The sequence below is a fragment of the Nocardia sp. NPDC050718 genome (assembly GCF_040654235.1).
Taxonomy (GTDB): domain Bacteria; phylum Actinomycetota; class Actinomycetes; order Mycobacteriales; family Mycobacteriaceae; genus Nocardia.
Genome location: NZ_JBFAHQ010000003.1, coordinates 772,190 through 792,437 on the forward strand (window position 1 = coordinate 772,190; position 20,248 = coordinate 792,437).

Below are 20,248 nucleotides of genomic sequence, written 5' to 3' on the forward strand. Positions count from 1 at the left end.
TCATTGTGGTGGTGCCTCGAAATCGACCTGCCCGGGCGTAATCGGGATGCCCAAGCTTCTGAGCTGATTGATGGCTTGCATCGTATGCCCGCGGGCGGGTCGGTAGTGTCCGCTCCTGTCGGTCAGCAACTGGAGTACTCCGTCGATGACTTCGAGCTCACCTGCGGCGGCGACATTTCCACCGGCCAGAAAACTGGAATGGTGGAAAAGTCCACGGGCATGGTAGTTCGAGGCGTAGAGATTTCCGTGCTCATCCATAGCGAACACAGCGCGCCCGGGACCACCCCATGCGCTGACGCCAGAACTGGTATCGAACGGTTTACCGTCAGCGGTGTACAGTTTTCCGTCTTTGACGAAGAGTCTCAGTCGTAGACGCTCGATCTCATTCAGGTACGTGACACGGAGCGGATATTCCCAAACGGAGTTCCTTTCTTCGTGCTCACCCCGATATGTCGCACCCATTTCCTGTGTCGCATAGGGTGGGCCGGCGCTGTACGGCTGGTCCGAGAATTCCTGCGGAGGCGATGGTTGCTGAACGGCATCCGCTTCAGTAGCTCTCGGTGGCGCCGAAGGTGCCTGTTGATCTGGTGTGGTGGCTGCCTGCGGAGGCACGAAATCTCGACGCGGCTGCATCCCGAAGAGCCTGCGAAGTATCCGTCGAAGAGTGCCGCCAGATGGTTGAGGTGTTCGCGGCGTTGTCGACGGGCCGTTGTCGTTGGGCAATCCCTGCTGTGGTGGCGCAGGTGGCGGCAGGGATTCCGGTGCACGGAAATCTCGCGGATCGAACGGGCGATGACCGTCCGACCGCGGACCGGGGGAGCCGAATCCCGCAGGAGACACCGGCAGGCGGTTCGGATTCTGGGCACCCCACGACCGCGGGTTGTGTGGTGGTTGCGGTACAGAGCGGGGCGCAGTGTTGTCGGCCGTCCTCGGGGTGTTCCTCATCGGTGCCGGCGTCGGGAGTGTTTGCCGCGGTGGCGGATTGGATTCGGGTGCGCGGAAATCTCGGCGGGGCGGCGGCGGGACCTGTCGACGGTTGTCGGGCACCGCGTGCGGAGCCTGGTTCCGGGGGTTCGGCGACGAAGTCGGCGCGGTCGGTCGGGGCGGCTCGGAAGCGGTGTTGCCGGTGGTTGGATTGCTGAGCCAAGGCGGCGGTGGCGGGGTGAATCTGGCGCGGTCTACCGCAGCGCTGAGCTGGTCGAGATCGGTGCGGGTGACGTGATCGCGGTTCGGGTCCAAGCCGAGTTGGTCGCGCAACTGGGCGGTCAGTCCCGCCAAGTCGACGTTCGGATGGGTGGTACCGGGCAAGCCGGAGCTGTCGATCGGCATATGCATGTCGGCGTCGGCAGGGTTGGTCACCGGGACGAGGTCGACCATCATCCAATCGCCGTTGGGGAGCCGGAAACCGCCATTGAAGTGCAGGTCGACGGCGAATTGGGCCCGTTGCAGCAGGGCGGCGGCCACGGCGGGGTCGAGGTTCGACGCGCCGGTGAGGTGGATGCCGATCCGCATGACCGAGACGGGGGCGCCGAGGGCGGTGGTGTACCGGCCCCAGGTGAAGCGTCGGCGACCGCTGGGATCGGTGACCGGCTGTACACCGCCGTCCGGCCGGCGGGCGCGGAGGTTGTCACGCGCGGCCCGTGACCGATTGGCGTTCTGTACCTGCTGAGGTGTTGGCGCTGAGAAAGCGGGCGGGGGAGGGGACGCGTTGCTGTCGGCCGAATGCGGCGTGGCCCCGGGTGCGTTCGGCAACCCGGTGGACGGAACGGGTTGTGGCGGTGAGGTCGGTGTGTTTGTGGGAGTGGTTGTGGTGTCGGGAGTTTCGTCCGATGAAGCGTCTACTCCTCGAAGCTGCCCTCCGTCGGCCATGCTCCCGTCGCTCGGGAGCGGGCCTCCGCCCATGACGCCGCCGAGGCCGCCAGACTGTCGGTCGGGTGGAAGTTGTACGGGCTCTTGGTGATTGTCAGGATCTGAGTGGTTGTCGGGGTGTCGGTCCGGTCGAGTGAAGTCACCTGCATCTCGTACTGGACCGTGCTCTGATCCTCCGAGGTCTGTAGGAGGCTGATCCGGTGAAGTGGGGGGTACACCTGGCCGCCCTGGATCGGGCGTCCCGTCTCGATCGCCTGGTCGAACTCCTCGCCGATCATCCTCGGTGGCAGGCTGCGGTGTTCGGTGATCACTCCGGTCTGCTTGTTCAGAACGTAGTTCACCAAGCCCAGCCCCAAGCCCTGCTCGAGTTCCTGATCCGTCAGAGTCGCTTGGCTGACCCAGCCGTGCCGGGTTTCCATCATCGTGAATTCCCGGTTCGGTCCGAACCATCGGGCCAGCGACTGTCTGGCCTGATCCTCCGTGAGAATTGGTTCCGCCATGGGTGTTTCCTCCATTGGGGTCGATGGGGGTGAAGTCGAGAGTCAACGACGCATCCACCATCCACGATGGCGGTGTGTCAGAGGTCAGGCCGGACTGAGGATCCCACCACACCGGGCCGGTTGCACCAGGTGGATAGACGATCACGGTCGCGTGGGATCCGCCCATCTTCGGCGATCCGTCGTTGTTGTAGAGGAAGTTGCCCGCACCGTCCTGCGCATGCCACCTGTTGACAACCAACGCGGATGAACCGGGACCGAGCGCCGCGACATGATCGTGAAGTGCCTGATATTGCTGGGCGATCGACAGTCCTTTGAAGTGAAGCAAACCCCCGCCGAGCCATTGCGCTGCCCGTGCCAAACCTGACGCTTCGCCAGTTCGGGTATCCGGCGTCCCGTCCGGGTTCTTGTCGTCGTTGCGGGGCGCCGCCACCTGCGGTCGGCCGTAGAACGACGACAGCGCGGACAGTGAACAGTCCAGGCAGTTGTTGCGGCGTCCCCGGACTGTCGGCCCACCGTCGTTGATGGCTGACCCGTATTGATTTGTTCGGGGATCGGCTCCGATCCTGAATTCGTTGCCGCTGAGAAGAGCGTTCTCGACGTCGGTTTGGAACTGCGCTTGCTCAACCGGAGCGAGTTCGCGCGGACCGAAGGCGCGGAGGTCGGACGGGTTCGAGAACGGCACAGCCGTATTCGCTCTGGCGATGTCATTGTTGATCGCGCAGAGGTCGTCGTCGGTGGGTGGCTGGTCGGGTTTACCGGGTGGCAGACCCATGTGGGCACGCAGGTCGTTGGCGAGGTCGAATCGGTGCTGCTGGGTGTTCAGGCGAAAGTCGTCGGCGTGGGGATTCGTCGAGAATTCGACGTCGACGAGGAGTCGGTCACCGCCGGGGAGTTTCCGGTTGTGGTTGAACGTGGCGTCGACCGCGGCGTGTGCGTACTCCATTTCCTGGTGTAGTTCCGCCGGGGTCATCAGATGCGCGTTGGGAATGTAGGCCCGGATGGTAGCCACTGTCACCCATCGACCTCCCACGTGGAAGCGTCGGATTCGGTAGGCGGGTGGTCGTGACTGGGACGCGTCCCGGTTGGTGTCGACGGTGGTAGTTCGGCCGTCCTGCGACGGCAGGTTTCGCAACGAATCTCGGAGCTGCCGAGCGTCTGGGCTGTGGCCGGGTTCGACCTGCTGATCCGGCGAGGTCGGCGACGGGGTGGGTGTCGGTGGCACGTTCTGCGCCGTCGTCGGGCCCGCCGCAGCCTCATCGGTTGGCGGCGTATCGGTCGAGGTCGGCTCGCTCGACTGGGGGTCGGCGGGTGCCGTGCTTTCCGGCGGCGTGGATTCGGGGTCGCTGGGGGGCACCTCGCGCCGGCCACCGGTTTGCCTTGGCGGTTCTAGGCCTGCACGCTGCCCGACTTCATCCAGGTTCCGTCCTGCTTGTGCCGGGTCATCGCCTTGCCCGCTGTGATCACTGCCAGTTGGTCGGTCTTCCCGTCCGCCACTGTCACTGTGTAGTCCGACTTGCGAATCGTCAGTTCCCGGTTCAGTCGACCGGGGCTCCCGAACTGGTAGGTCACGTCCTGCTCGGTCTCCGTCTTGAGGCGGAACAGTAGATTTATCGCCATACTTCGCCGTCCATTCGTCGATGTTCTCCCCGGTGCGTGCCGGGATATTCGATTCCCAATCGAATTGTGTGTTGGCGTAGTCGTGTGCCTCGTGGTACGACGCCCCGGGGCGGGACTCGTAATAGCCTGCCTCGGTCAATTCGTGTTCGAGGAGGACGATGTCTTCGGGCAGCGGCGTGCCGTTGGACAGCCGCATCCACGCTTCGGCGATCGCCGCGCTCGCATCGTATCGCCGGATCTCGGTCCCGACGGTATTGCCGTCGTCGTCGTATATGGCGAGTGGGTGTTCGCTGCGAAACAGATGGTCTTTCACCCGCGCTATGTCATCGCGCGAATACCCGCGGGATCCGTCCGGGCGGACAGTGTCGGCGAGATTGTCGACCATGCCGTCGATATCGTTGTCGGTCGCCCGGAACTGCTCGTAGGCGGCTTCCGCCCAGGCATCCTGTGCCGCGCTGTCGTAGATATCGCGCGGGCGGATCGCACCACCGGATTGCTCATGGCCGGAGGCTGTTTCGCCTGTGCCGTTCTCGGCGGCTTGTGTGTCGGTGGTCGACGAGCTCGTAGGCGGAGTGTTCGCGGGCGGCCGCGCGATGGACGACGTCGGGGGCGTCGAGGTGTTCGTGCCCGAGTCGGCTGTCGCCGGGACATCGGCAGCGGACGGTGGGGTGGTCCTGGTCGGAGGCGTGGGCGGAGTCGCCGTTGGTCCAGGCTGGGTAGTTCCGGTCGTTGTCGACGCCGGGGGCGGCGTGCTCGACCTGGGAGAAGGGGTCGGAGTGGTGGAGGTAGGACTCTGCGTGAATGCGGGTGTCGTCGCAGTCGACGGCGGCGTCGTCGTAGTCGATGCCGTCGCAGTCGGTGCGGTCGTGGGGGTTCCGGTTGGTGGGGCCGGAGTGGTCGTGGTGGCGGCGGTCGATGTATCGGTGGTGGTCGGCTGGGTTTGTGGGTTAGCCGTTGTCGTCGTGTCCGGTCGGGTCAGGTCATCCGGGGACAGTGTTGTCGGAACCTGTTGTACGGGTGGGTTGTTCGCTGGGTCCGCGTCGGTCGGGAGGGACTGTGGTGGCAGGTCCGGTGCGGGGTCGGTGGTCGTTTCTACGGAGGCGGGGGCCTGGACGGGGCCGTCGTCGTTCGGATCGGACGGTGCGGCGTCGTCGGTGGTCAGGGCCTCGGCGGGGACGTTGTTCGGGTTCGATGGTGGGGCGTCGTCGGTGGTAGGGGCGACGTTGTCGGGGTTCGTCGACGGTGCGGTTTCCGCGGGGTTCGGGGCTGTGGGGCCGTTGTCGTCGAGCGTGGACGGCGCTGGGTCTTCCGTGGCGGGGGCAGCGTTGTCCGGGGCGGTGGGCGCGGAGTCGCCGGGAGCCGGAGCGTCGTTGTTCGGATCGGAGGAGGAGAGTTCGGTGTCGGGTGTGTTGTTCTGTGGGGCGGGCGCATCGTCGGTCGGTGAGTCGGGGTCGTCGGTGGACGCGGGGGCCGTCGCGCCGTCTGTGTCGTCGTTGGGCGAATCCGCTCCGCCGTCATCGGTTTCGGCCGGTGTGATGCCTGCGGGCTCGGTGTCGGTGCCTGCGGGAGTAGTGGCGCCGGGCTCGGTGTCGGTGCCCGCAGGAGTAGTGGATCCGGGTTCAGTGTCGGTGCCAGCGGGGGTGGTGGCGCCGGGTTCGGTGTCGGTGCCGGCGGGGGTGGTCGCACCGGGATCACTCGGTGCCGCGTCGTCGCCGGGTGTGGTGGTGTCGGGGGCTTCGGTGTCGAGTTCGGGGACGGTGGGGGCGGAGGCGGGGTCGCCGTGGCCGCCGGATTCGATGGTGCTCTGTACGCCGCCGGCGCCCGCGCTGGTGAAGGTTTCCAGGCCGATGTCGAGTTTGAATTCCTGGCCGAGGAGAGCGGCGCCGACGCCTGCGGCGGCGACCTGGGCGGAGACGTCGGCGCCGAGTTCGGTGACGGTGCCGCCGACCAGTTTGCCCGCGAGCTTGCCGGTGGTGGAGGAGGTGAGGTCGCCCAGGGCGCCGGTGCCGCCGCCGAGGAGGCCGCCGACCGCGCCGCCGACGGCACCGCCGAAGGTGGCGAGGCCCAGGTCGGTCAGGCCGAACTTCGCCAGCGAGCGGTCGCCGTTGTAGACCTGGATGAGGCGGGCGGACAGGTCGGTGCCGCCCTCCTCCAGGGCTTCGAAGGCGGCGCCGCGCAAGGCGAGCCGGGCGGCGGCCTTGGCGGCGCCGCGGGTCAGCATGCGGGCGATCAACTGCCGGATCGCCACCCGGACGGCGATCTGTCCGGCGACCCTGGCCGCGGCGCCCGCGACCGCGCCGACCCCGGTCCACGCGGTGAATCCGGCCACGACCAGTTCGGCCGCGGTGATGATCATGGTGCCGATGATCACCAGCTTGGTGTGCTCGATGTCGTTGGCGCCGTCGTTGAGCAGTTCGGCCTGCTTCTCGCACCATTTCCGGACGGCGGTGAAAGTCGCCTCGTCACCGTTGAGCAGTTTGTCGCGGAAGGCGGCGACGGTGGTGTGGGTCTCGCCTTCGGCCAGGGCGGTCAGCGCCGCGTTGAGCGCGACGGCGGCATTGTCGTCGACGGTGTTGAGGGTCTGCGCCATGGACGTCCAGGCGTCGGCGACGCGGCGCATGGCGGTCTCGTCGCCCTCGGGCCAATCACCCGCGCCGAGAATCCATTTCGCTACCCATTGCAGCTCATCGGGGATCTCGATGCCCATTTACGCGGACCCGGGGGTCGTACCGAGCGCGCCCGCGTTGGCGGTGTCCTGGGTCTCGAACGCGGTGGCGATGGTGACCAGGTTCGCGCCGAGCTGAGTCATCACCCTGGCCAATCCGGTGACGGCCTTCTGGCCGGAATCGACGCCGGGGGTGTAGTTCTTGGCGAAGGCCTGGCCGATCTCGTCGGTGCCCCAGCATTCGCCTTCGCCGGTGATCACGCTCGCCAGCGCGGCGGCCGCGGTGGTGATGGTGTCGGCGACGGAGGTGAACGACGGTTGGGTGGCGCGCAGGGCCTGCGGGTCGACTTCCAGTGTCATCGCAGGTAGCTCCGGTTGCGGAAGTAGTCACCCTCGTCGTCGTCGGAGTCCTCGACCAGACGGCGCGGGGCCTCGGGCTCCGTCTCGGCGGGCGGCGAAGTCAGCTGGGCGATCAGGTCTTTCACGCTGACGGCGCCGGGGACCAGATCGGGCAGGTCGGGGAGCTGGCCGGTCAGATTCGCGATGGGCGCCATCGCCTGCTCCTGGAGCTGTGTCACCGCGATCCGCATGGCGGTGATGGCCTCGGTGACCGAGCGGCCGAGGGAGTCCGGGCTCGACCGTTTGAAGGCGTCGGGCTCGATGTGCACCTCGCTGACACCGGCGATGGTGCCGGTGACCCGGACCAGGTTGTCCTCCGACCAGACGCTGACCGGTTCGGTCGCGCGCCGCTGCGCGTCGAGCAGGGCGGACTTGTCGGCGGTGAACGAGTCGAGCATCGCATCGACCTGCGCGCGCAACGCGTCGTTGGCCGCACGGGTCGGCGCCGACCAGTCCTCGTTCATGAACCCCTCGATCCGATAGGAAGCACGTCGAAAGGTTGGACGCGCGAAACCCGCCGATGGTTCCGCGAGGTGATGTTGATCTCGTGCGGGTTTCAGACGCTCCGGGAGCCCACGATGATGCTGCCGACATTGCATTCCTCGAGTTCGTCGAGGCCGGTGGCGGTGGCGAAGGCGGTGGTGTCGCTGAAGCCCTGGGCGACGACGCCGAGGTTCATGGCGGTGGCGGTGAGGTAGAAGGTCTGCATGAGGACGCCGACGTGCTTGAGGATATTGGCGTAGGCGACCTGCTCGTAGCTCCACATGACCCGGCCCGCGCGGGCCGAGACCAGCAGCAGGACCTGGGGTTCGGCGCCGCCGGCCAGGGTGGCCGAGGTGGCCTTCAGCAGCTTCTGAACCGCGGGGGAGTCGGCGGGGGCGACCGGACGCAGGACGTGGTCGGCCGAGTCGTAGTGGTACATCCCGGTGGCCAGGCCGGCGACATTGCGGATCACCGGGTAGATCTCGAGCTCGTAGGCGCCGCCGCCGGAGGGGTAGGGGCGGGAGCCGTCGGCGCGGGTGCGGGCGCTGCGGAACAGCAGTTCGCCCAGCTGGTCGGCGGTGATCGGGGCCGCGTCGTCGAAGGCGCGGGTGGACACGCGATCCTCGAGCGTGGCGGTCAGGCTGGGGTCGGCGGCGCGCAGGCCGTCGAGGTCGGGGCGGGCCAGGGCGATCGGCTCGCCGGCGAACGGCGCGCGGCGGGCGGGCAATTCGGGGAAGCGGCCGTCGGCCCAGCGGGTCGGGCCGAAGTCGTCCCAGGTGACCGTGCGGGCGCCGAGGGTGCTGCGGCGGTGGAACCACAGGTCGGGGGCGCTCCAGGAGCGGGTGCTGAACTCGTGCTCCTCCTCGTCGCCGTCGACGAGGAAACCGCACCACTGCAGATCGGCCATGAACTGCGACTTCACCGCGGCGGGCACCGGCGAGTCGGCCGCCATCGGGCCGTCGAGCAGCGCGAGCAGCCGCGGATCGTGGATGCGCAGATCGCACCACGCCCGCGGGTGCTCGAGCACGAAACCCTGGGCGTCGCGGTGCAGTACGGCGAACTTCGACAGCGTCGCCGACCAGCTCGGCAGGGCCACCTCGGGACGCGGCGCCGGCTCGGCGAACGGGCGGATGCTGTAGAGGTCGCGGCCGCCGTCGCGCACCGTGACGGCCAGCCAGCCGCCGTCGGTGAGCTTGCGCATGAGCCCGGTGATGTCGTCACCGGCGGCGGCGGTCGACATCTCGGCCGCCGTCGCCGGGCCCTGGTTCAGCGTCTTCAACGCCTGCAGCGCACCCGCGCCCAGCCCGGTCAGCTTCACATTGCGCGGCGGATTCAGCAGCACCGCCCCGGCCGGGGTGGTGAGGCAGGTGACTCCGGCGCGCAGCGAGAATCGGGTCTGGGCGGGATACGTGGAGGCGAGCACAGCGCAGTCCTTGCTGGGTCGAACGTGGTGGGGGAGGTGCTACTTCGCCGCGGCGGCGAAGGCGGGGCCCAGCTTGTCGAGGATGTAGGGCACCGACAGCGCGGACGGCTGGTTGATGGCGCTGATCTCCTGCGTGGTCAGGAAGACCACCGAGCCCTTCTGCACCGACGGCAGCTCGTTGTAGCCGGGCAGCTGGCGGTACTTCTCGTCCAGGCCGGGGGAGTAGCCGGCCAGCAGCAGGTCGGCGGACAGCTCGTCGACGCGCTCCGGCGAGAGCGCCAGGCGGCCCTGGTTGGACGGCTGCGCGGTGAGATTGGCCGGGATACCCATGCCCAGCTGGGTGAAGACCTTGGCCGAGCCGTCGTTGGGGTCGGTCAGCACCATCAGCTGCGCGGGGCTGGCCAGCCAGGTGCTGGCGAAGGTCTTGCCCTTCAGGCCCGGGTTGGCGGCGCTGATCGCGGCGAGTTTGTCGTCGACCTTCTTGATCACCGCGGTCGCGTCGGATTCCTTGTGCAGCACCTTGCCCAGCGCGGTGACCTGGTCCTGCCACGGGCTGACGGCGTCCTTGGTCAGCGCGGGCAGCGTCGGCGCGATCTTGGACAGCTCGTCGTAGGTCTTCTGGTCGGCGATGAACGGATCGGCCAGGATCAGGTCCGGCTCCAGCGCGGCGACCTGCTCGGCGATGCTGCCCGTGGTGTTGAGGGCCTTGGCCGACTTCAGGCTCTCCGGCTCCCACGGCGGGGTGCTCTTGGAGACCGCGGAGACGTTGTCGATGTAGCCGACGGGGACGACGCCGAGCGCCAGCGTGGTGTCGAGCCACTGGTTGCCCAGGGCGACGATCTTCGTCGGCGTCCCGGTGACGGTGGTCTCGCCCCTGGCATGGGTCACGGTGACCGGCTCGCCCGAGCCCGCGGCATCGTCGCTGGAACCGCAGGCGGCGACGCCGAAGGCGAGCGCACCGGCGAGTGCGGCCACGGCCACGCGCCGCCAGCCGCGCGAAGTCCGAACAGACGTCATCGTTGCATCCTCCTTCATCGAGGAAGGTCCTCGATCGGCTCGCACGAGCCGGTTCCAGCGTAGGTCAGCCTAGGCTAACCTACGTCGGTTTCGGAGGGGAATCGTCCCTAGAGTGTCACTCGCTGATCCTGCGGCATGAACAGCTTGTCGCCGTCCTTCACCTCGAAGGTGGTGTAGAACTCGCCGATATTGCGGACGACCTGATTGCAGCGGAACTCGTTGGGCGAGTGGGTGTCCTGCAGCGACTGCAGGGTCGCCTCCTCGGTCTGCTTGTCGCGCCACTGCCGCGCCCAGGAGAAGAACATGGTGCGGAAATCGGGCTGCGCGCCGGTGCGCTGGGCGACCTTCTGATACGCCGCCAGCGCGATCTGCAGGCCGCGCAGGTCGGCCAGGTTCTCGCCGACGGTGAGGGCGCCGTTGACGTGCTGTCCTTCGGGCGCGCCCTCGGGGACCAGGACGTCGTACTGCTCGATGAGCTGCTGGGTCTTGGCGTCGAAGGCGGCGCGATCCTCCGGCGTCCACCAGTCGCGGCGGTTGCCGTCGCCGTCGTATTTGGAGCCCTGGTCGTCGAAGCCGTGCCCGATCTCGTGCCCGATCGTCGAGCCGACGGCGCCGTAGTTGACCGCGTCCTGGGCGTCCTTGTCGAAGAACGGCGGCTGCAGGTAGGCGGCGGGGAAGACGATCTGGTTGGTGGTCGGGCTGTAGTAGGCGTTCACCGTCTGCGGCGACATGCTCCACTCCGACTTGTCCACCTCGGTGCCGAGCCGGGCGAACGCGCGCTTGGACTCGAACGCGTTGATGGCGATGAGGGACTCGATCAGCTTGCCGCGGGTCACCCGCACCGAGGAGTAGTCGACCCACTTGTCGGGGTAGCCGATCTGGGCGACGATCTTGTCCAGCTTGGCGATCGAGGCCTCGCGGGTTGGCTGCGACATCCACGTCGAGTTGGTGAAGTTGTCACGGTAGGCGGCGCGCAGGTCGTCGACCATCACCATGGCGCGTTCCTTGGCCGCAGGCGGGAAGTGCTTGTCCACGTACAGCTTGCCCAGCGGTTCGCCGAGATTGTCGTCGACGACGCCCACCGCGGAGCGCCACATCTCCGGCTTCTCCTCCAGGCCGCTGAGCACCCGGCCGACGAAGTCGAAGCGCGCGTCGGCGATCGCCTTGGGAAGGAAGCGGGCGTAGGTGTTGGCGATCTGCAGCTTGAGGTAGTCGCGCCACTGGGCGACGTCGACCTCGCTCCACAGCTGCGCCGCCGCGGTGACGAACGACGGCTGGCCGACGACCATCTTGTCGAACTGCGACTTGGGCCGGTCGGTCATGCCCGCCAGCCACGGATCCCAGTCGAACTGCGGGCCGAGCGCGGTCAGCTCCTGCCAGCTCATCAGGTTGTAGGTGGCGTCGGTGTTGCGCAGGCGCACGCTGTCCCAGTGGTTGGCGGCGATCCGCTTCTCCAGGTCGACGGTGCGCTGCGCGACCCCGGCCGGGTCGGCCATGCCCAGGCCCTTGGCCAGCTGCTCGAGGTAGGTCTGGTAGCCCGCCAGCTGGGTCGCGAACTCGGGCTTGCGGTAGTACTGCTCGCCCAGGGTGAGCCCCGCCTGGCTGACGCTGGGGATGTAGGCCCTGGAGTTCTTGCGGTCGATGCCGATGCCCATGCCGATCAGCCCGGAGATCGGCGCCTCGGCCATGATCCTGGCCAGCTCGGGCTTGCCCGCGGCCTGGTCGAGCGCGGTGAACAGGCCGTTGAGCGGCGTGATGCCGAGGCGCTCGATCTCGTCGAGGTCGAGGCGGGCGTCGTAGAGGTCCTTGATCTGCTGGGCCTCGGTCCCCGGCTTCGGGTTCTCGATGCCCTCGATGATCTCGCGCAACTGGGCGAGGGTGCGGTCGTTGGCGTCGGTGATCGCGCCGACCGAGGCCTTGTCCGGGGGCAGCTGGTAGTCGCGCAGCCAGGCGCCGTTGACGTGGCGGTACAGGTCGTCCTGCGGGCGGATCGCCGGATCGCCGCCGCCCATGTCCACGCCGGTGAGCTGCACTTCGGGGGAATCCGACGTGCAGGAGGCCAGCGCGGCGGCCACGGGCACCAGGCCCATGGCGATCAGGAATGCGCGCCGATCCACGACCGACGGACGACCGGACGATGTCACTGGTTTTCCTTCCCCGATGCGGCAGCCGCACCCCTGCTCGTTGCGATCCGCCCAGGCTACCGGCGGCCGGGCCGATCGGGGGAGGTAGCGGTGGTGCGGGCTAGTCCGAGGAGAGGCCGGCGCTGCCGGTGGCCAGGTCGCAGGCCAGGCCGCTGCCCGCGTTCAGGATCTTCGCGACGGTGGGCACCCGCTTGGTGACCAGCGGCGCGCCGGTGGCGTGCAGCAGCAGCGAGAGCTGCACCTCGACCTCGGTCTCGACGTGGTAGTAGGCGGTAGCCTTGGCCACGGTGGCGCCGCCGACGGTCACCTCCAGGTCGACGGTGTCGCTGGCGAAGAACTTGCCGTTGGCGACGAAGTCGACCTGCGCGCCGACGTAGTCGTCGAGGCCGACGACATCGATCTTGGAGGTGCAGCCGACGGTGAGGGTGTCGGTGAGCATGTCGATGATCGGGCCCGCGGCGGCGTGCGGCGTGGCCAGGGCGAGCACGGCGGCGAAGGCGCTCGCGGTGGTCGCGATCCGGCGGGTGGTCGGCAGGGTGATGTGCATGTGCGACTCCTCATCCGCTCGTACCTCGACGAGCAGGGCGACCGTAGCAACGGCGTGACCGCGCCCACAGGAGTTTGAAACATATCTGCTTCAGATTCGTGGGAACGACCCCCGATTTGGGTCGACCTGGGGATTCACCTACACTAGACCGGTTGCCTGCGGGAGCTCTGCGCCCGCAATCCGGCAGTGAACCCCCAGTGGTAGGTATTTCCGCTGGCAGGCGCGCGTCCGGAGGGCGACTGACCATGTGCGTCGGGTCGGCAATCCGGCGTACGTATACATCCAGGTCCAGGAGGTGCTGAAGTGATTCAGCAGGAGTCGCGACTGCGCGTCGCCGACAACACCGGGGCGAAGGAAATCCTTTGCATCCGCGTGCTCGGTGGCTCGTCGCGTCGCTATGCCGGTATCGGTGACATCATCGTCGCCACCGTCAAGGACGCCATCCCCGGCGCGAACGTCAAGAAGGGCGACGTCGTCAAGGCTGTCGTCGTGCGCACCGTCAAGGAGCGCCGCCGTCCGGACGGTTCCTACATCAAGTTCGACGAGAACGCTGCCGTGCTGATCAAGCCGGACAACGATCCTCGCGGCACCCGCATCTTCGGCCCGGTCGGCCGTGAGCTGCGTGACAAGCGCTTCATGAAGATCGTTTCGCTGGCCCCGGAGGTGCTCTGACCATGAAGGTGCACAAGGGTGACACCGTCCTCGTCATCTCGGGCAAGGACAAGGGCGCCAAGGGCAAGGTCATCCAGGCCTACCCGGCGACCGGCAAGGTTCTCGTCGAAGGCGTGAACCGCATCAAGAAGCACGTCGCGGATTCCGCGAACCAGCGTGGCGCCTCCTCGGGTGGCATCGTGACCCAGGAAGCCCCCATCCAGGTTTCCAACGTGATGGTCGTCGACTCCGACGGTAACCCGACCCGCGTCGGCTACCGCACCGACGAAGAGACCGGCAAGCGGGTTCGGATCTCCCGTAAGAACGGGAAGGACATCTGACATGACCACCTCTGAGCAGACTCAGCCCCGGCTGAAGGCGCGCTACCGCGCCGAGATCAAGGACGCGCTGAACAGCGAGTTCGAGTACGCCAACGTGATGCAGATCCCGGGCGTCGTCAAGGTCGTCGTGAACATGGGTGTCGGTGACGCCGCCCGTGACGCGAAGCTGATCAACGGTGCCATCAAGGACCTCGAGCTGATCACCGGTCAGAAGCCGGAGGTCCGCAAGGCCACCAAGTCGATCGCGCAGTTCAAGCTCCGTGAGGGCATGCCGATCGGCGCCAAGGTCACCCTCCGTGGCGACCGCATGTGGGAGTTCCTGGATCGCCTGGTCTCCATCGCGCTGCCGCGTATCCGCGACTTCCGCGGTCTGTCGCCGAAGCAGTTCGACGGCAACGGCAACTACACGTTCGGCCTCAGCGAGCAGTCGATGTTCCACGAGATCGACGTGGATTCCATCGACCGCCCGCGCGGTATGGACATCACCGTGGTGACCACTGCGACCAACAACGAAGAAGGCCGTGCGCTGCTCAAGCACCTCGGCTTCCCGTTCAAGGAGAACTGAGCACATGGCCAAGAAAGCACTGGTCAACAAGGCCAACGCCAAGCCGAAGTTCGCGGTCCGCGCCTACACCCGCTGCCAGCGTTGCGGCCGCCCCCACGCGGTGTACCGCAAGTTCGGCCTGTGCCGCGTGTGCCTGCGCGAGATGGCCCACCGTGGCGAGCTCCCGGGCGTGCACAAGAGCTCCTGGTGAGCCCGCGCTCCTCGTGAGCGCAGCCACCTAGGCGAATAACGAAGCAAAGCACGGGCTCTCGAAGGAGAGCTCGTGCTTTGCTGCGTTTTCGGGGGTTTCAGTCGATGCGTTGAACAGGCTGCCCGGTGATGCGCGCGATGGTCTCGTAATCCGAATCCGCGTGCAGCACGGTCAATTTGTGGTGTGCGGCGGCAACTGCGACCAGTAGATCGACCGGGCCCGCGCACTGCTGCCAGCCCTTCTCGGTGAGCCGCTCCTGCAGCCGGGCGGAACTCTCCCAGCAGGAATCGGGCATCGCGAAGTAGGGAAAGATCTCGTGGAGCAGACTAGCTGCCTCGTAGTAGGCGGGACGTCCACCCGCGGCACGCAGAAATTCCAGGCGAACTGGCTCGCAGATCCCCAGCAGGCCGGAACTCGCCAACTGATCCCATTGCGCTCCGGTTTGCCCGCGAAAGAAGCGCACCAGAGCGCTGGTATCGGCGAGAAACCTTTCGGTCACGCGGCCGACTCACGACCTGGATGTGCCGATTCGGCTTCGGGTAGCTCGATCTCGCCGGTGGCTGCCAGGTCCCGCATCCGAGCGATCGCCTCAGCGCGGCGACGGCGATCGATGATCTCGCGCAGTGCGGCGTTGACCGTGTCCTTCTTGGTCGTCGTTCCCAGGTACCGAGCCGCCTCGGCCAGCGCGGCGTCATCGAGGTCGACCACTGTCCGTGCCATCTGCACCTCCGATTGATATCTATTTTTCAAATAGTATATCTGCGCGCCGGTCGCTCGGTCGATGCTGTGGCGGCAACGAACGAAGGCAGGGCCCCTTCGGCGAGTGCGCTGGCACCGCATTACGCGCGGCGGGCGATGTGGCGCCATAGGGCCCGAGGCGGTGGATTGTGGCGGGCTCCCCATTCGATTGTGGTGGGCCCTAGGGCACTACCCAACTGCCGAGTACGTCGCCGGAAACCTCGCCGCGCAGGACGACGGCTGTCGGCGGCGATGGCTCGGTGATGAGCGGGAAGGACGCGACCCCGGCCAGGATGGTTCCGTCATAGAGGTAGCCGGCGTTCGGTTCGGTTGTGGCAGGAACCGACCTGCCGTCGGCGAAGGAGAGGCTGTAGCTGATAGTTGCTGGGTCGGTCGACTGCGTTCCGCGGTGTGCGAAGCGCACCGACACGGTGCAGACTTCTCGACGACCGTCGCAGTACCAGTCCGCGACGGTGATTTCAGTGACCGTTGTCGCGGCACCGTTGTAGTTCACGACGGGGATGGCGGCGGTTTCGCCCATCTGGTAGCTGTCGCCGGGCGCAGCGGACGCGGTCGAACCGAGAATGGCGCATGCGCCGAGGGCAACTCCGAGAATCACAGCGGCAAGCCTTCTCACGATCCCTCCAAACATCGATGATTCCGAACTGGTAGACCAGCGTGGTACCGGCGGACGCCACGGCTGGTCACGGCGTGATGTCAGGAATCGCTCGATTTTTCGTGCTCGATCACTCGTGGGTCACGAGGCTGTCAGTGCCGGAAGTCCGTGCCTTCGCGCGTTTGTGGCTCGGGTCAGCCGGTGTGTGCCTGCCATTCCGCCCAGGCTTCGTCGAGCAGGGCCGCGACGGCGTCGTAGGTTTCCCAGGTGTCGGGGACGTGGTAGGTGGTCTCGTACCGCGCGACCTCGGGGATGAAGTCGTAGGCGCGCAGGTACTGGCGGTAGGCGGCCGCGGTGAAGGCCTGGCCGCGGTCGTTGAGGTCGCCCTCGTTCAGTTCGCCGCAGCAGTGGTCGAGTAGGTAGCGGCCGGGTGTCTTCGTGCGCTCGCGCAGCGCCGCCAGCTCCGGCCGTGGCCGGGGTTCCGGTTCGCCCCAGACGAGCACGGTCGGCGAATGCAGGTCGTTGGCGACCGCCCACGCGTAGAACATCCCGATATGGGTCGCGCCCGCCTCGCTGTCCAGGCCGAGTTCCGAGGTGGTGTCCGAGTGCCAGCCGCAGTCGTCGTAGGTCATTGATTCGTCCCCCGTGGTCGATGGATCCCCAGGATCGCAGGCCGCACCGACAATTCGGCCGGTGGGCGCGTGCGGTCGCCGAAAGATGGGTGAAATATGTGGATTTCACTCTTGTGGGGCGGCGGTGTCGTGTTCCCTTGGCGCATGAAGAAGATCGCTACCGCCGCCGTCCTGTCCTGCGCGCTGCTGTCCGCGCCCGCTGTCGCCTCCGCCGCTCCCGTCGCGCCCGCGCCGGTCGCCGAGTCCGGGTCGTCGCAGGGCGGTACGGGGTCGGCGCAGGGCGGGTCGGGATCGTCGGAGACCGCGCTGATCTGCTCGCCGATCGCGCAGGTGCTGTTCGCCACCGGCAGCGTCGAGAAGCCGCCGCTCTACGACCTGATGTGCATGATCGTCGGCTAGTCAGGTCTCGACCCGGAGATGGGTCAGGACCGCGAGGACGCGGCGGTGGTCGTCGGGTTCGGGCTGGAGGCCGAGCTTGGCGAAGATGCTGCGGACATGGGTTTCGATCGTGCGTTCGCCCAGGAACAGGGCGGCGCCGATCGCCCGGTTGGACCGTCCTTCGGCCATCAGCCGCAGCACTTCTCGCTCGCGCGGTGAGAGTTCGTCCAGCGGCAGGGCGCCGTGGTGCGGTCGCGAGACCAGGCGGCCGACCAGGTCGGGGTCGATCGCCGAGCCGCCCGCGGCGACCCGCTCCAGCGCCGTCACGAACTCGTCGATATCGGAGACCCGGTCCTTGAGCAGGTAGCCGAGGCTGCGGGCGCCGCCGGACAGCAGATCGAGCACGTTCTCGGTCTCGATGTACTGCGAGAGCAGCAGCACCGCCGTCTCGGGATAGTCGCGGCGGATGGCGACCGCGGCGTCGATGCCCTCGGTGGTGCAGGTCGGCGGCATCCTGATGTCGACCACGGCGACATCGGGCCGGTGCGCCCGGACCAGCCGCAGCAGAGCCACCGCGTCGGCCGCCTGGCCCGCCACCTCCATGCCCTCGTCCTCGAGCAGCCGAGCGATGCCCTGGCGCAGCAGTGCGGAGTCGTCGGCGAGCACGACCCGCAGGCGCGGCTCGGCGGCCGGGTGTTCGGTGGTGGTGTCGGCGGCCGCGGTCAGCACCGCTCCAGCCGCGGCGGCGAACTCGCCGCAGGTCGGATACCGGTCGGCCGGGCTCTTCGCCATCGCCCTGGTGAGCACCGCGTCGAAGGCCTTCGGCAGGGCGGGCAGCAGGGCGCTCGGCTGCGGAATCGGTCCGTTGAGATGACCGTTCATGATGGCGGCCTGGCTCGGTCCCGGATAGGGCGGACTGCCGGTGAGCAGGTGGAACAGCGTGCAGCCCAGCGAGTATTCGTCGGCGCGGTGATCGATGGTCCGGCCCTCGATCTGCTCGGGCGCCGCGTAGCGGAGGGTGGCCACCAGCATCCCGGCGGCGGTCAGATTCACGGTGTCGTCGAGCGCCTTGGCGATGCCGAAGTCCGTCAGCAGCACCCGTTCGGCCGCGTTCGGCTCGGTGGCCGCGGCCAGCAGGATGTTCGCCGGGTTGACGTCGCGGTGGAACACCCCGGCCCGATGCGCGTAGTCGAGTCCCGCCGCGACCGTTTCGACGATGTGCACCGCCCGCTCCGGCGCGACCGGCCCGTCGCGCAGCAGCCGCGCCGCATCGGTGCCCGCCACCAGCTGCATCGCGATCCAGAGCCGATCGCCCTCGCGGCCACGGTCGTAGACCGCCACGATGGCGGGATGGTCGAGGCGGGCGGCGTGGTCGGCTTCGAATTCGAAGCGGGTGCGGACGTAGTCGTCGCCGGTGAGCGCGGGATGCAGCACCTTGAGTGCGACGGTGCGGGGCAGGGTCGGGTGCCGGGCCGCGTAGACCGTGCCCATGCCACCCGACCCGAGCGTCCGCTCGATCGTGTAGCCGGCGAAGACCGTCCCGGGTTCGAGGTCGCTCATGTCGTGTCCTCCGGGTGCAGCGGCAGCGTCGCGGTGAGGACCGTGCCCGCGCCGGGCGGGCTGTCGACCAGCAGACTGCCGCCGAGCGCCGCCGCGCGATCATCGAGACCGCTGAGCCCGCCCCCGGGACCGAGGCAGGCGCCGCCCCGGCCGTCGTCGGCGATCACCAGCCGCACGGCGTCGTCGACGACCTCCACGTCGATATCGACATGCGTTCCGCCGGAATGCTTGGCCGCGTTGGTGACCGCCTCGGCGGCGATGAAATACGCGGCCAGCTCCACCCCGGGCGGCGGCCTCGGGGTCAACGTGCCGCGGATACGCACGGGGATGGGGGAGCGTTCGGCGAGTGAGGTCAGCGCGGCCGTGAGACCGCGTTCGGCCAGGATCGGCGGGAACACGCCCCTGGCCAGCTCGCGCAGTTCGCCGAGCGCGGTATCGAGCTCGGCGGCACCGCGGGTGACCAGGTCGCCTCGGGTCGCGGTATCGGGGGCGCGCTGGGCCCGGCGCAGCAGCAGTGCCGCGGCGACCAGCCGTTGCTGGGCGCCGTCGTGCAGATCGCGTTCGACGCGGCGGCGTTCGGCGTCGCCCGCGGCCACGATGCGCTCCCTGGAGCGGCGGACCTCGGCGAGCTGGGTCTGCAGATCGTTGCGCAGGCGTTCGTGGTCGAGCGCGAGTTCGGTCGCGCCGCGCACGGCGGCCAGCAGTTCGGGTTCGTTCTGCAATTGCCGGTCGTAGACGAGGGCGGCCGCCGCGGCGCCGTCGCGTTCGAGGACGGTCGCCACCCGGTGGCCGGGGCCGCGCGGCAGTTCACGGAGTTTGCCCTGGTCGTCGACGTAACTGCCGCGCTCGGCGTCGAACGTCCACAGGGCGAGGGTGGGATCGTGCAGTGCGCGGCGCAGTGCCTCGGCGAAGCCGGAACTGATCGGGGCCGCGCCGATCTCGACCATCGCTGCACCGACGGCGGCGCGCGCCATCCGGTACCGCACCTGTCCGAACGCGATGGCCATCGGCAGCAGCACCATCGGGATGTAGCGCAGATTCAGGGTCCAGCCGTGCAGCGAGCCGGGGAACCGGATGGCAGTCAGCATCATCCACAGGATGGCCACCCCGGCGACCGTCGCCAGCATCATGATGGGCGCGAAGCCCGACCGATACGCCGCGGTGCCGGACCGCCAGCGCCGGATCACGACGACGATCGCGGTCACGGCGACGACGAAGGCGATCGCGCCGACGGTGAGCTGGATCCGATCGGCCAGCGCCGCGTCATGGCGGATCAGCAACAGATTGACCGAGGTCGACGGGTGCGGCGCGGGCACCTCCCGCGGATCGAAGAACAGCCACTCGGCCGATACCCCGATCACGGCCAGCACCCAGCACACCGCCACATACCAGCGTTCCCAGGATTGCCGCAGCCGCCCCGACGGGAAGCCGAGCAGCACCGGAATCATCACCGGCAGATAGATATTCGTCAGTACCGCGCCCGCGGTGAACAGCGCGGGGTCGCTGGACCGGCGGACACCGCAGGCCAGCCAGACCAGACCGGCGAGCACGAACAGCGGCCCGGCGAGATCGTGCGGCCGGTTCGTCCAGGTGAACAGCCCCGACGCCACGAACGATGCCCCGGTCAGCAGGAACAGCGTGAGCTCCAGCCTGCCGAACTTCGGCGAATGCTGCGCCGCCGCGAACGCCTCGCGCGGACCGAGCAGCAGAATCCGGGCCGGGTCGTAGAGCGCCGCCTCCGACCAGTCGACCGACAGCACCACGGCGACGCTCAACGCGGCGGCGCAGGCCGTCACGCCACTGATGAGCGCGATCGTGCGAGGTGTCATCGAACAGCCTCCGACTACCCGATCTACTCAGGATCCTCCGCCGGAAACAGGGGCACAACCGCCAGCGGAATCCGTGCTGCCACG

18 protein-coding genes are annotated in these 20,248 nt (G+C 68.0%); 5 read left to right on the forward strand and 13 right to left on the reverse strand.

Annotation, left to right across the window (positions count from 1 at the left end; genetic code table 11):
- The 7 genes from AB0H54_RS17920 to AB0H54_RS17950 form a co-directional block, all read right to left on the reverse strand.
- Window positions 1-6,693: a toxin glutamine deamidase domain-containing protein gene (locus AB0H54_RS17920; RefSeq protein WP_357346457.1), complete on the reverse strand. Its 6,693-nt coding sequence runs from the start codon at window positions 6,691-6,693 to the stop codon at window positions 1-3.
- Complete coding sequence (locus tag AB0H54_RS17925) at window positions 6,694-7,011, reverse strand: type VII secretion target (RefSeq protein WP_357346458.1); 318 nt, start codon at window positions 7,009-7,011, stop codon at window positions 6,694-6,696. It lies immediately after the preceding gene.
- Entirely contained in the window at window positions 7,008-7,514 is a 507-nt protein-coding gene (locus AB0H54_RS17930; RefSeq protein WP_357346459.1) for a YbaB/EbfC family nucleoid-associated protein, read from the reverse strand. Before AB0H54_RS17930 ends, AB0H54_RS17925 begins: the two co-directional genes overlap by 4 nt.
- Before the next feature lie 92 nt (window positions 7,515-7,606).
- Window positions 7,607-8,956: a SagB family peptide dehydrogenase gene (locus AB0H54_RS17935; protein WP_355271279.1), complete on the reverse strand. Its 1,350-nt coding sequence runs from the start codon at window positions 8,954-8,956 to the stop codon at window positions 7,607-7,609.
- A 39-nt stretch (window positions 8,957-8,995) separates the two neighbouring features.
- Window positions 8,996-9,973, reverse strand: coding sequence for an ABC transporter substrate-binding protein (locus AB0H54_RS17940; protein ID WP_355271281.1), 978 nt, complete (start codon window positions 9,971-9,973; stop codon window positions 8,996-8,998).
- Between the two features lie 107 nt (window positions 9,974-10,080).
- On the reverse strand, window positions 10,081-12,117 hold the full coding sequence (locus tag AB0H54_RS17945; RefSeq protein ID WP_357346460.1) for a M13 family metallopeptidase: 2,037 nt from the start codon (window positions 12,115-12,117) through the stop codon (window positions 10,081-10,083).
- Between the two features lie 100 nt (window positions 12,118-12,217).
- The gene (locus AB0H54_RS17950; protein ID WP_355271284.1) at window positions 12,218-12,664 is read right to left on the reverse strand and encodes a hypothetical protein; all 447 of its coding nucleotides are present in this window, start codon (window positions 12,662-12,664) and stop codon (window positions 12,218-12,220) included.
- A 303-nt stretch (window positions 12,665-12,967) separates the two neighbouring features.
- Here AB0H54_RS17950 and rplN point away from each other — a divergent pair, with 303 nt between their 5' ends.
- The 4 genes from rplN to AB0H54_RS17970 are packed head-to-tail and all read left to right on the forward strand — an operon-like array spanning window position 12,968 to window position 14,411.
- Entirely contained in the window at window positions 12,968-13,336 is a 369-nt protein-coding gene (gene rplN / locus AB0H54_RS17955) for a 50S ribosomal protein L14 (protein WP_043647623.1), read from the forward strand.
- A gap of 2 nt (window positions 13,337-13,338) precedes the next feature.
- A complete protein-coding gene (rplX, locus tag AB0H54_RS17960) occupies window positions 13,339-13,656 on the forward strand; it encodes a 50S ribosomal protein L24 (RefSeq protein WP_019045061.1) in 318 nt (105 codons plus the stop codon).
- A 1-nt stretch (window position 13,657) separates the two neighbouring features.
- Window positions 13,658-14,221: a 50S ribosomal protein L5 gene (rplE, locus tag AB0H54_RS17965; protein WP_019045062.1), complete on the forward strand. Its 564-nt coding sequence runs from the start codon at window positions 13,658-13,660 to the stop codon at window positions 14,219-14,221.
- A 4-nt stretch (window positions 14,222-14,225) separates the two neighbouring features.
- Window positions 14,226-14,411: a type Z 30S ribosomal protein S14 gene (locus AB0H54_RS17970; protein ID WP_014981705.1), complete on the forward strand. Its 186-nt coding sequence runs from the start codon at window positions 14,226-14,228 to the stop codon at window positions 14,409-14,411.
- A 97-nt stretch (window positions 14,412-14,508) separates the two neighbouring features.
- Here AB0H54_RS17970 and AB0H54_RS17975 read toward each other — a convergent pair whose 3' ends face one another.
- From AB0H54_RS17975 to AB0H54_RS17990, 4 genes are all read right to left on the reverse strand, one after another.
- Entirely contained in the window at window positions 14,509-14,910 is a 402-nt protein-coding gene (locus AB0H54_RS17975; RefSeq protein WP_357346461.1) for a PIN domain nuclease, read from the reverse strand.
- On the reverse strand, window positions 14,907-15,131 hold the full coding sequence (locus AB0H54_RS17980) for a type II toxin-antitoxin system VapB family antitoxin (protein WP_357346462.1): 225 nt from the start codon (window positions 15,129-15,131) through the stop codon (window positions 14,907-14,909). The genes AB0H54_RS17975 and AB0H54_RS17980 overlap by 4 nt, the downstream gene beginning before the upstream one ends.
- A 199-nt stretch (window positions 15,132-15,330) precedes the next feature.
- Complete coding sequence (locus AB0H54_RS17985) at window positions 15,331-15,786, reverse strand: hypothetical protein (protein ID WP_357346463.1); 456 nt, start codon at window positions 15,784-15,786, stop codon at window positions 15,331-15,333.
- Between the two features lie 173 nt (window positions 15,787-15,959).
- Window positions 15,960-16,397: a hypothetical protein gene (locus AB0H54_RS17990; protein ID WP_357346464.1), complete on the reverse strand. Its 438-nt coding sequence runs from the start codon at window positions 16,395-16,397 to the stop codon at window positions 15,960-15,962.
- A 144-nt stretch (window positions 16,398-16,541) separates the two neighbouring features.
- Here AB0H54_RS17990 and AB0H54_RS17995 point away from each other — a divergent pair, with 144 nt between their 5' ends.
- Window positions 16,542-16,796, forward strand: a complete 255-nt coding sequence (locus AB0H54_RS17995; protein WP_357346465.1) for a hypothetical protein — start codon at window positions 16,542-16,544, stop codon at window positions 16,794-16,796.
- Here the strand turns inward: AB0H54_RS17995 and AB0H54_RS18000 are convergent, their stop codons facing one another.
- Both AB0H54_RS18000 and AB0H54_RS18005 read right to left on the reverse strand, forming a co-directional pair.
- Window positions 16,797-18,335 carry a protein kinase gene (locus AB0H54_RS18000; RefSeq protein ID WP_357346466.1) on the reverse strand — a complete coding sequence of 513 codons (1,539 nt, stop codon included), beginning with the start codon at window positions 18,333-18,335 and terminating at the stop codon, window positions 16,797-16,799.
- A complete protein-coding gene (locus AB0H54_RS18005; protein WP_357346467.1) occupies window positions 18,332-20,164 on the reverse strand; it encodes an ATP-binding protein in 1,833 nt (610 codons plus the stop codon). The genes AB0H54_RS18000 and AB0H54_RS18005 overlap by 4 nt, the downstream gene beginning before the upstream one ends.
- Window positions 20,165-20,248: the final 84 nt, after the last annotated feature.

Excerpts from the sequence above, each read along its gene's own strand:
- AB0H54_RS17920 (WP_357346457.1), bottom strand. The coding sequence starts at position 6,693 with ATGGGCATCGAGATCCCCGATGAGCTGCAATGGGTAGCGAAATGGATT.
- AB0H54_RS17925 (WP_357346458.1), bottom strand. The coding sequence starts at position 7,011 with ATGACACTGGAAGTCGACCCGCAGGCCCTGCGCGCCACCCAACCGTCG.
- AB0H54_RS17930 (WP_357346459.1), bottom strand. The coding sequence starts at position 7,514 with ATGAACGAGGACTGGTCGGCGCCGACCCGTGCGGCCAACGACGCGTTG.
- AB0H54_RS17940 (WP_355271281.1), bottom strand. The coding sequence starts at position 9,973 with ATGACGTCTGTTCGGACTTCGCGCGGCTGGCGGCGCGTGGCCGTGGCC.
- AB0H54_RS17950 (WP_355271284.1), bottom strand. The coding sequence starts at position 12,664 with ATGCACATCACCCTGCCGACCACCCGCCGGATCGCGACCACCGCGAGC.
- rplX (WP_019045061.1), top strand. The coding sequence starts at position 13,339 with ATGAAGGTGCACAAGGGTGACACCGTCCTCGTCATCTCGGGCAAGGAC.
- rplE (WP_019045062.1), top strand. The coding sequence starts at position 13,658 with ATGACCACCTCTGAGCAGACTCAGCCCCGGCTGAAGGCGCGCTACCGC.
- AB0H54_RS17970 (WP_014981705.1), top strand. The coding sequence starts at position 14,226 with ATGGCCAAGAAAGCACTGGTCAACAAGGCCAACGCCAAGCCGAAGTTC.
- AB0H54_RS17980 (WP_357346462.1), bottom strand. The coding sequence starts at position 15,131 with ATGGCACGGACAGTGGTCGACCTCGATGACGCCGCGCTGGCCGAGGCG.
- AB0H54_RS17990 (WP_357346464.1), bottom strand. The coding sequence starts at position 16,397 with ATGACCTACGACGACTGCGGCTGGCACTCGGACACCACCTCGGAACTC.
- AB0H54_RS17995 (WP_357346465.1), top strand. The coding sequence starts at position 16,542 with ATGAAGAAGATCGCTACCGCCGCCGTCCTGTCCTGCGCGCTGCTGTCC.
- AB0H54_RS18000 (WP_357346466.1), bottom strand. The coding sequence starts at position 18,335 with ATGAGCGACCTCGAACCCGGGACGGTCTTCGCCGGCTACACGATCGAG.
- AB0H54_RS18005 (WP_357346467.1), bottom strand. The coding sequence starts at position 20,164 with ATGACACCTCGCACGATCGCGCTCATCAGTGGCGTGACGGCCTGCGCC.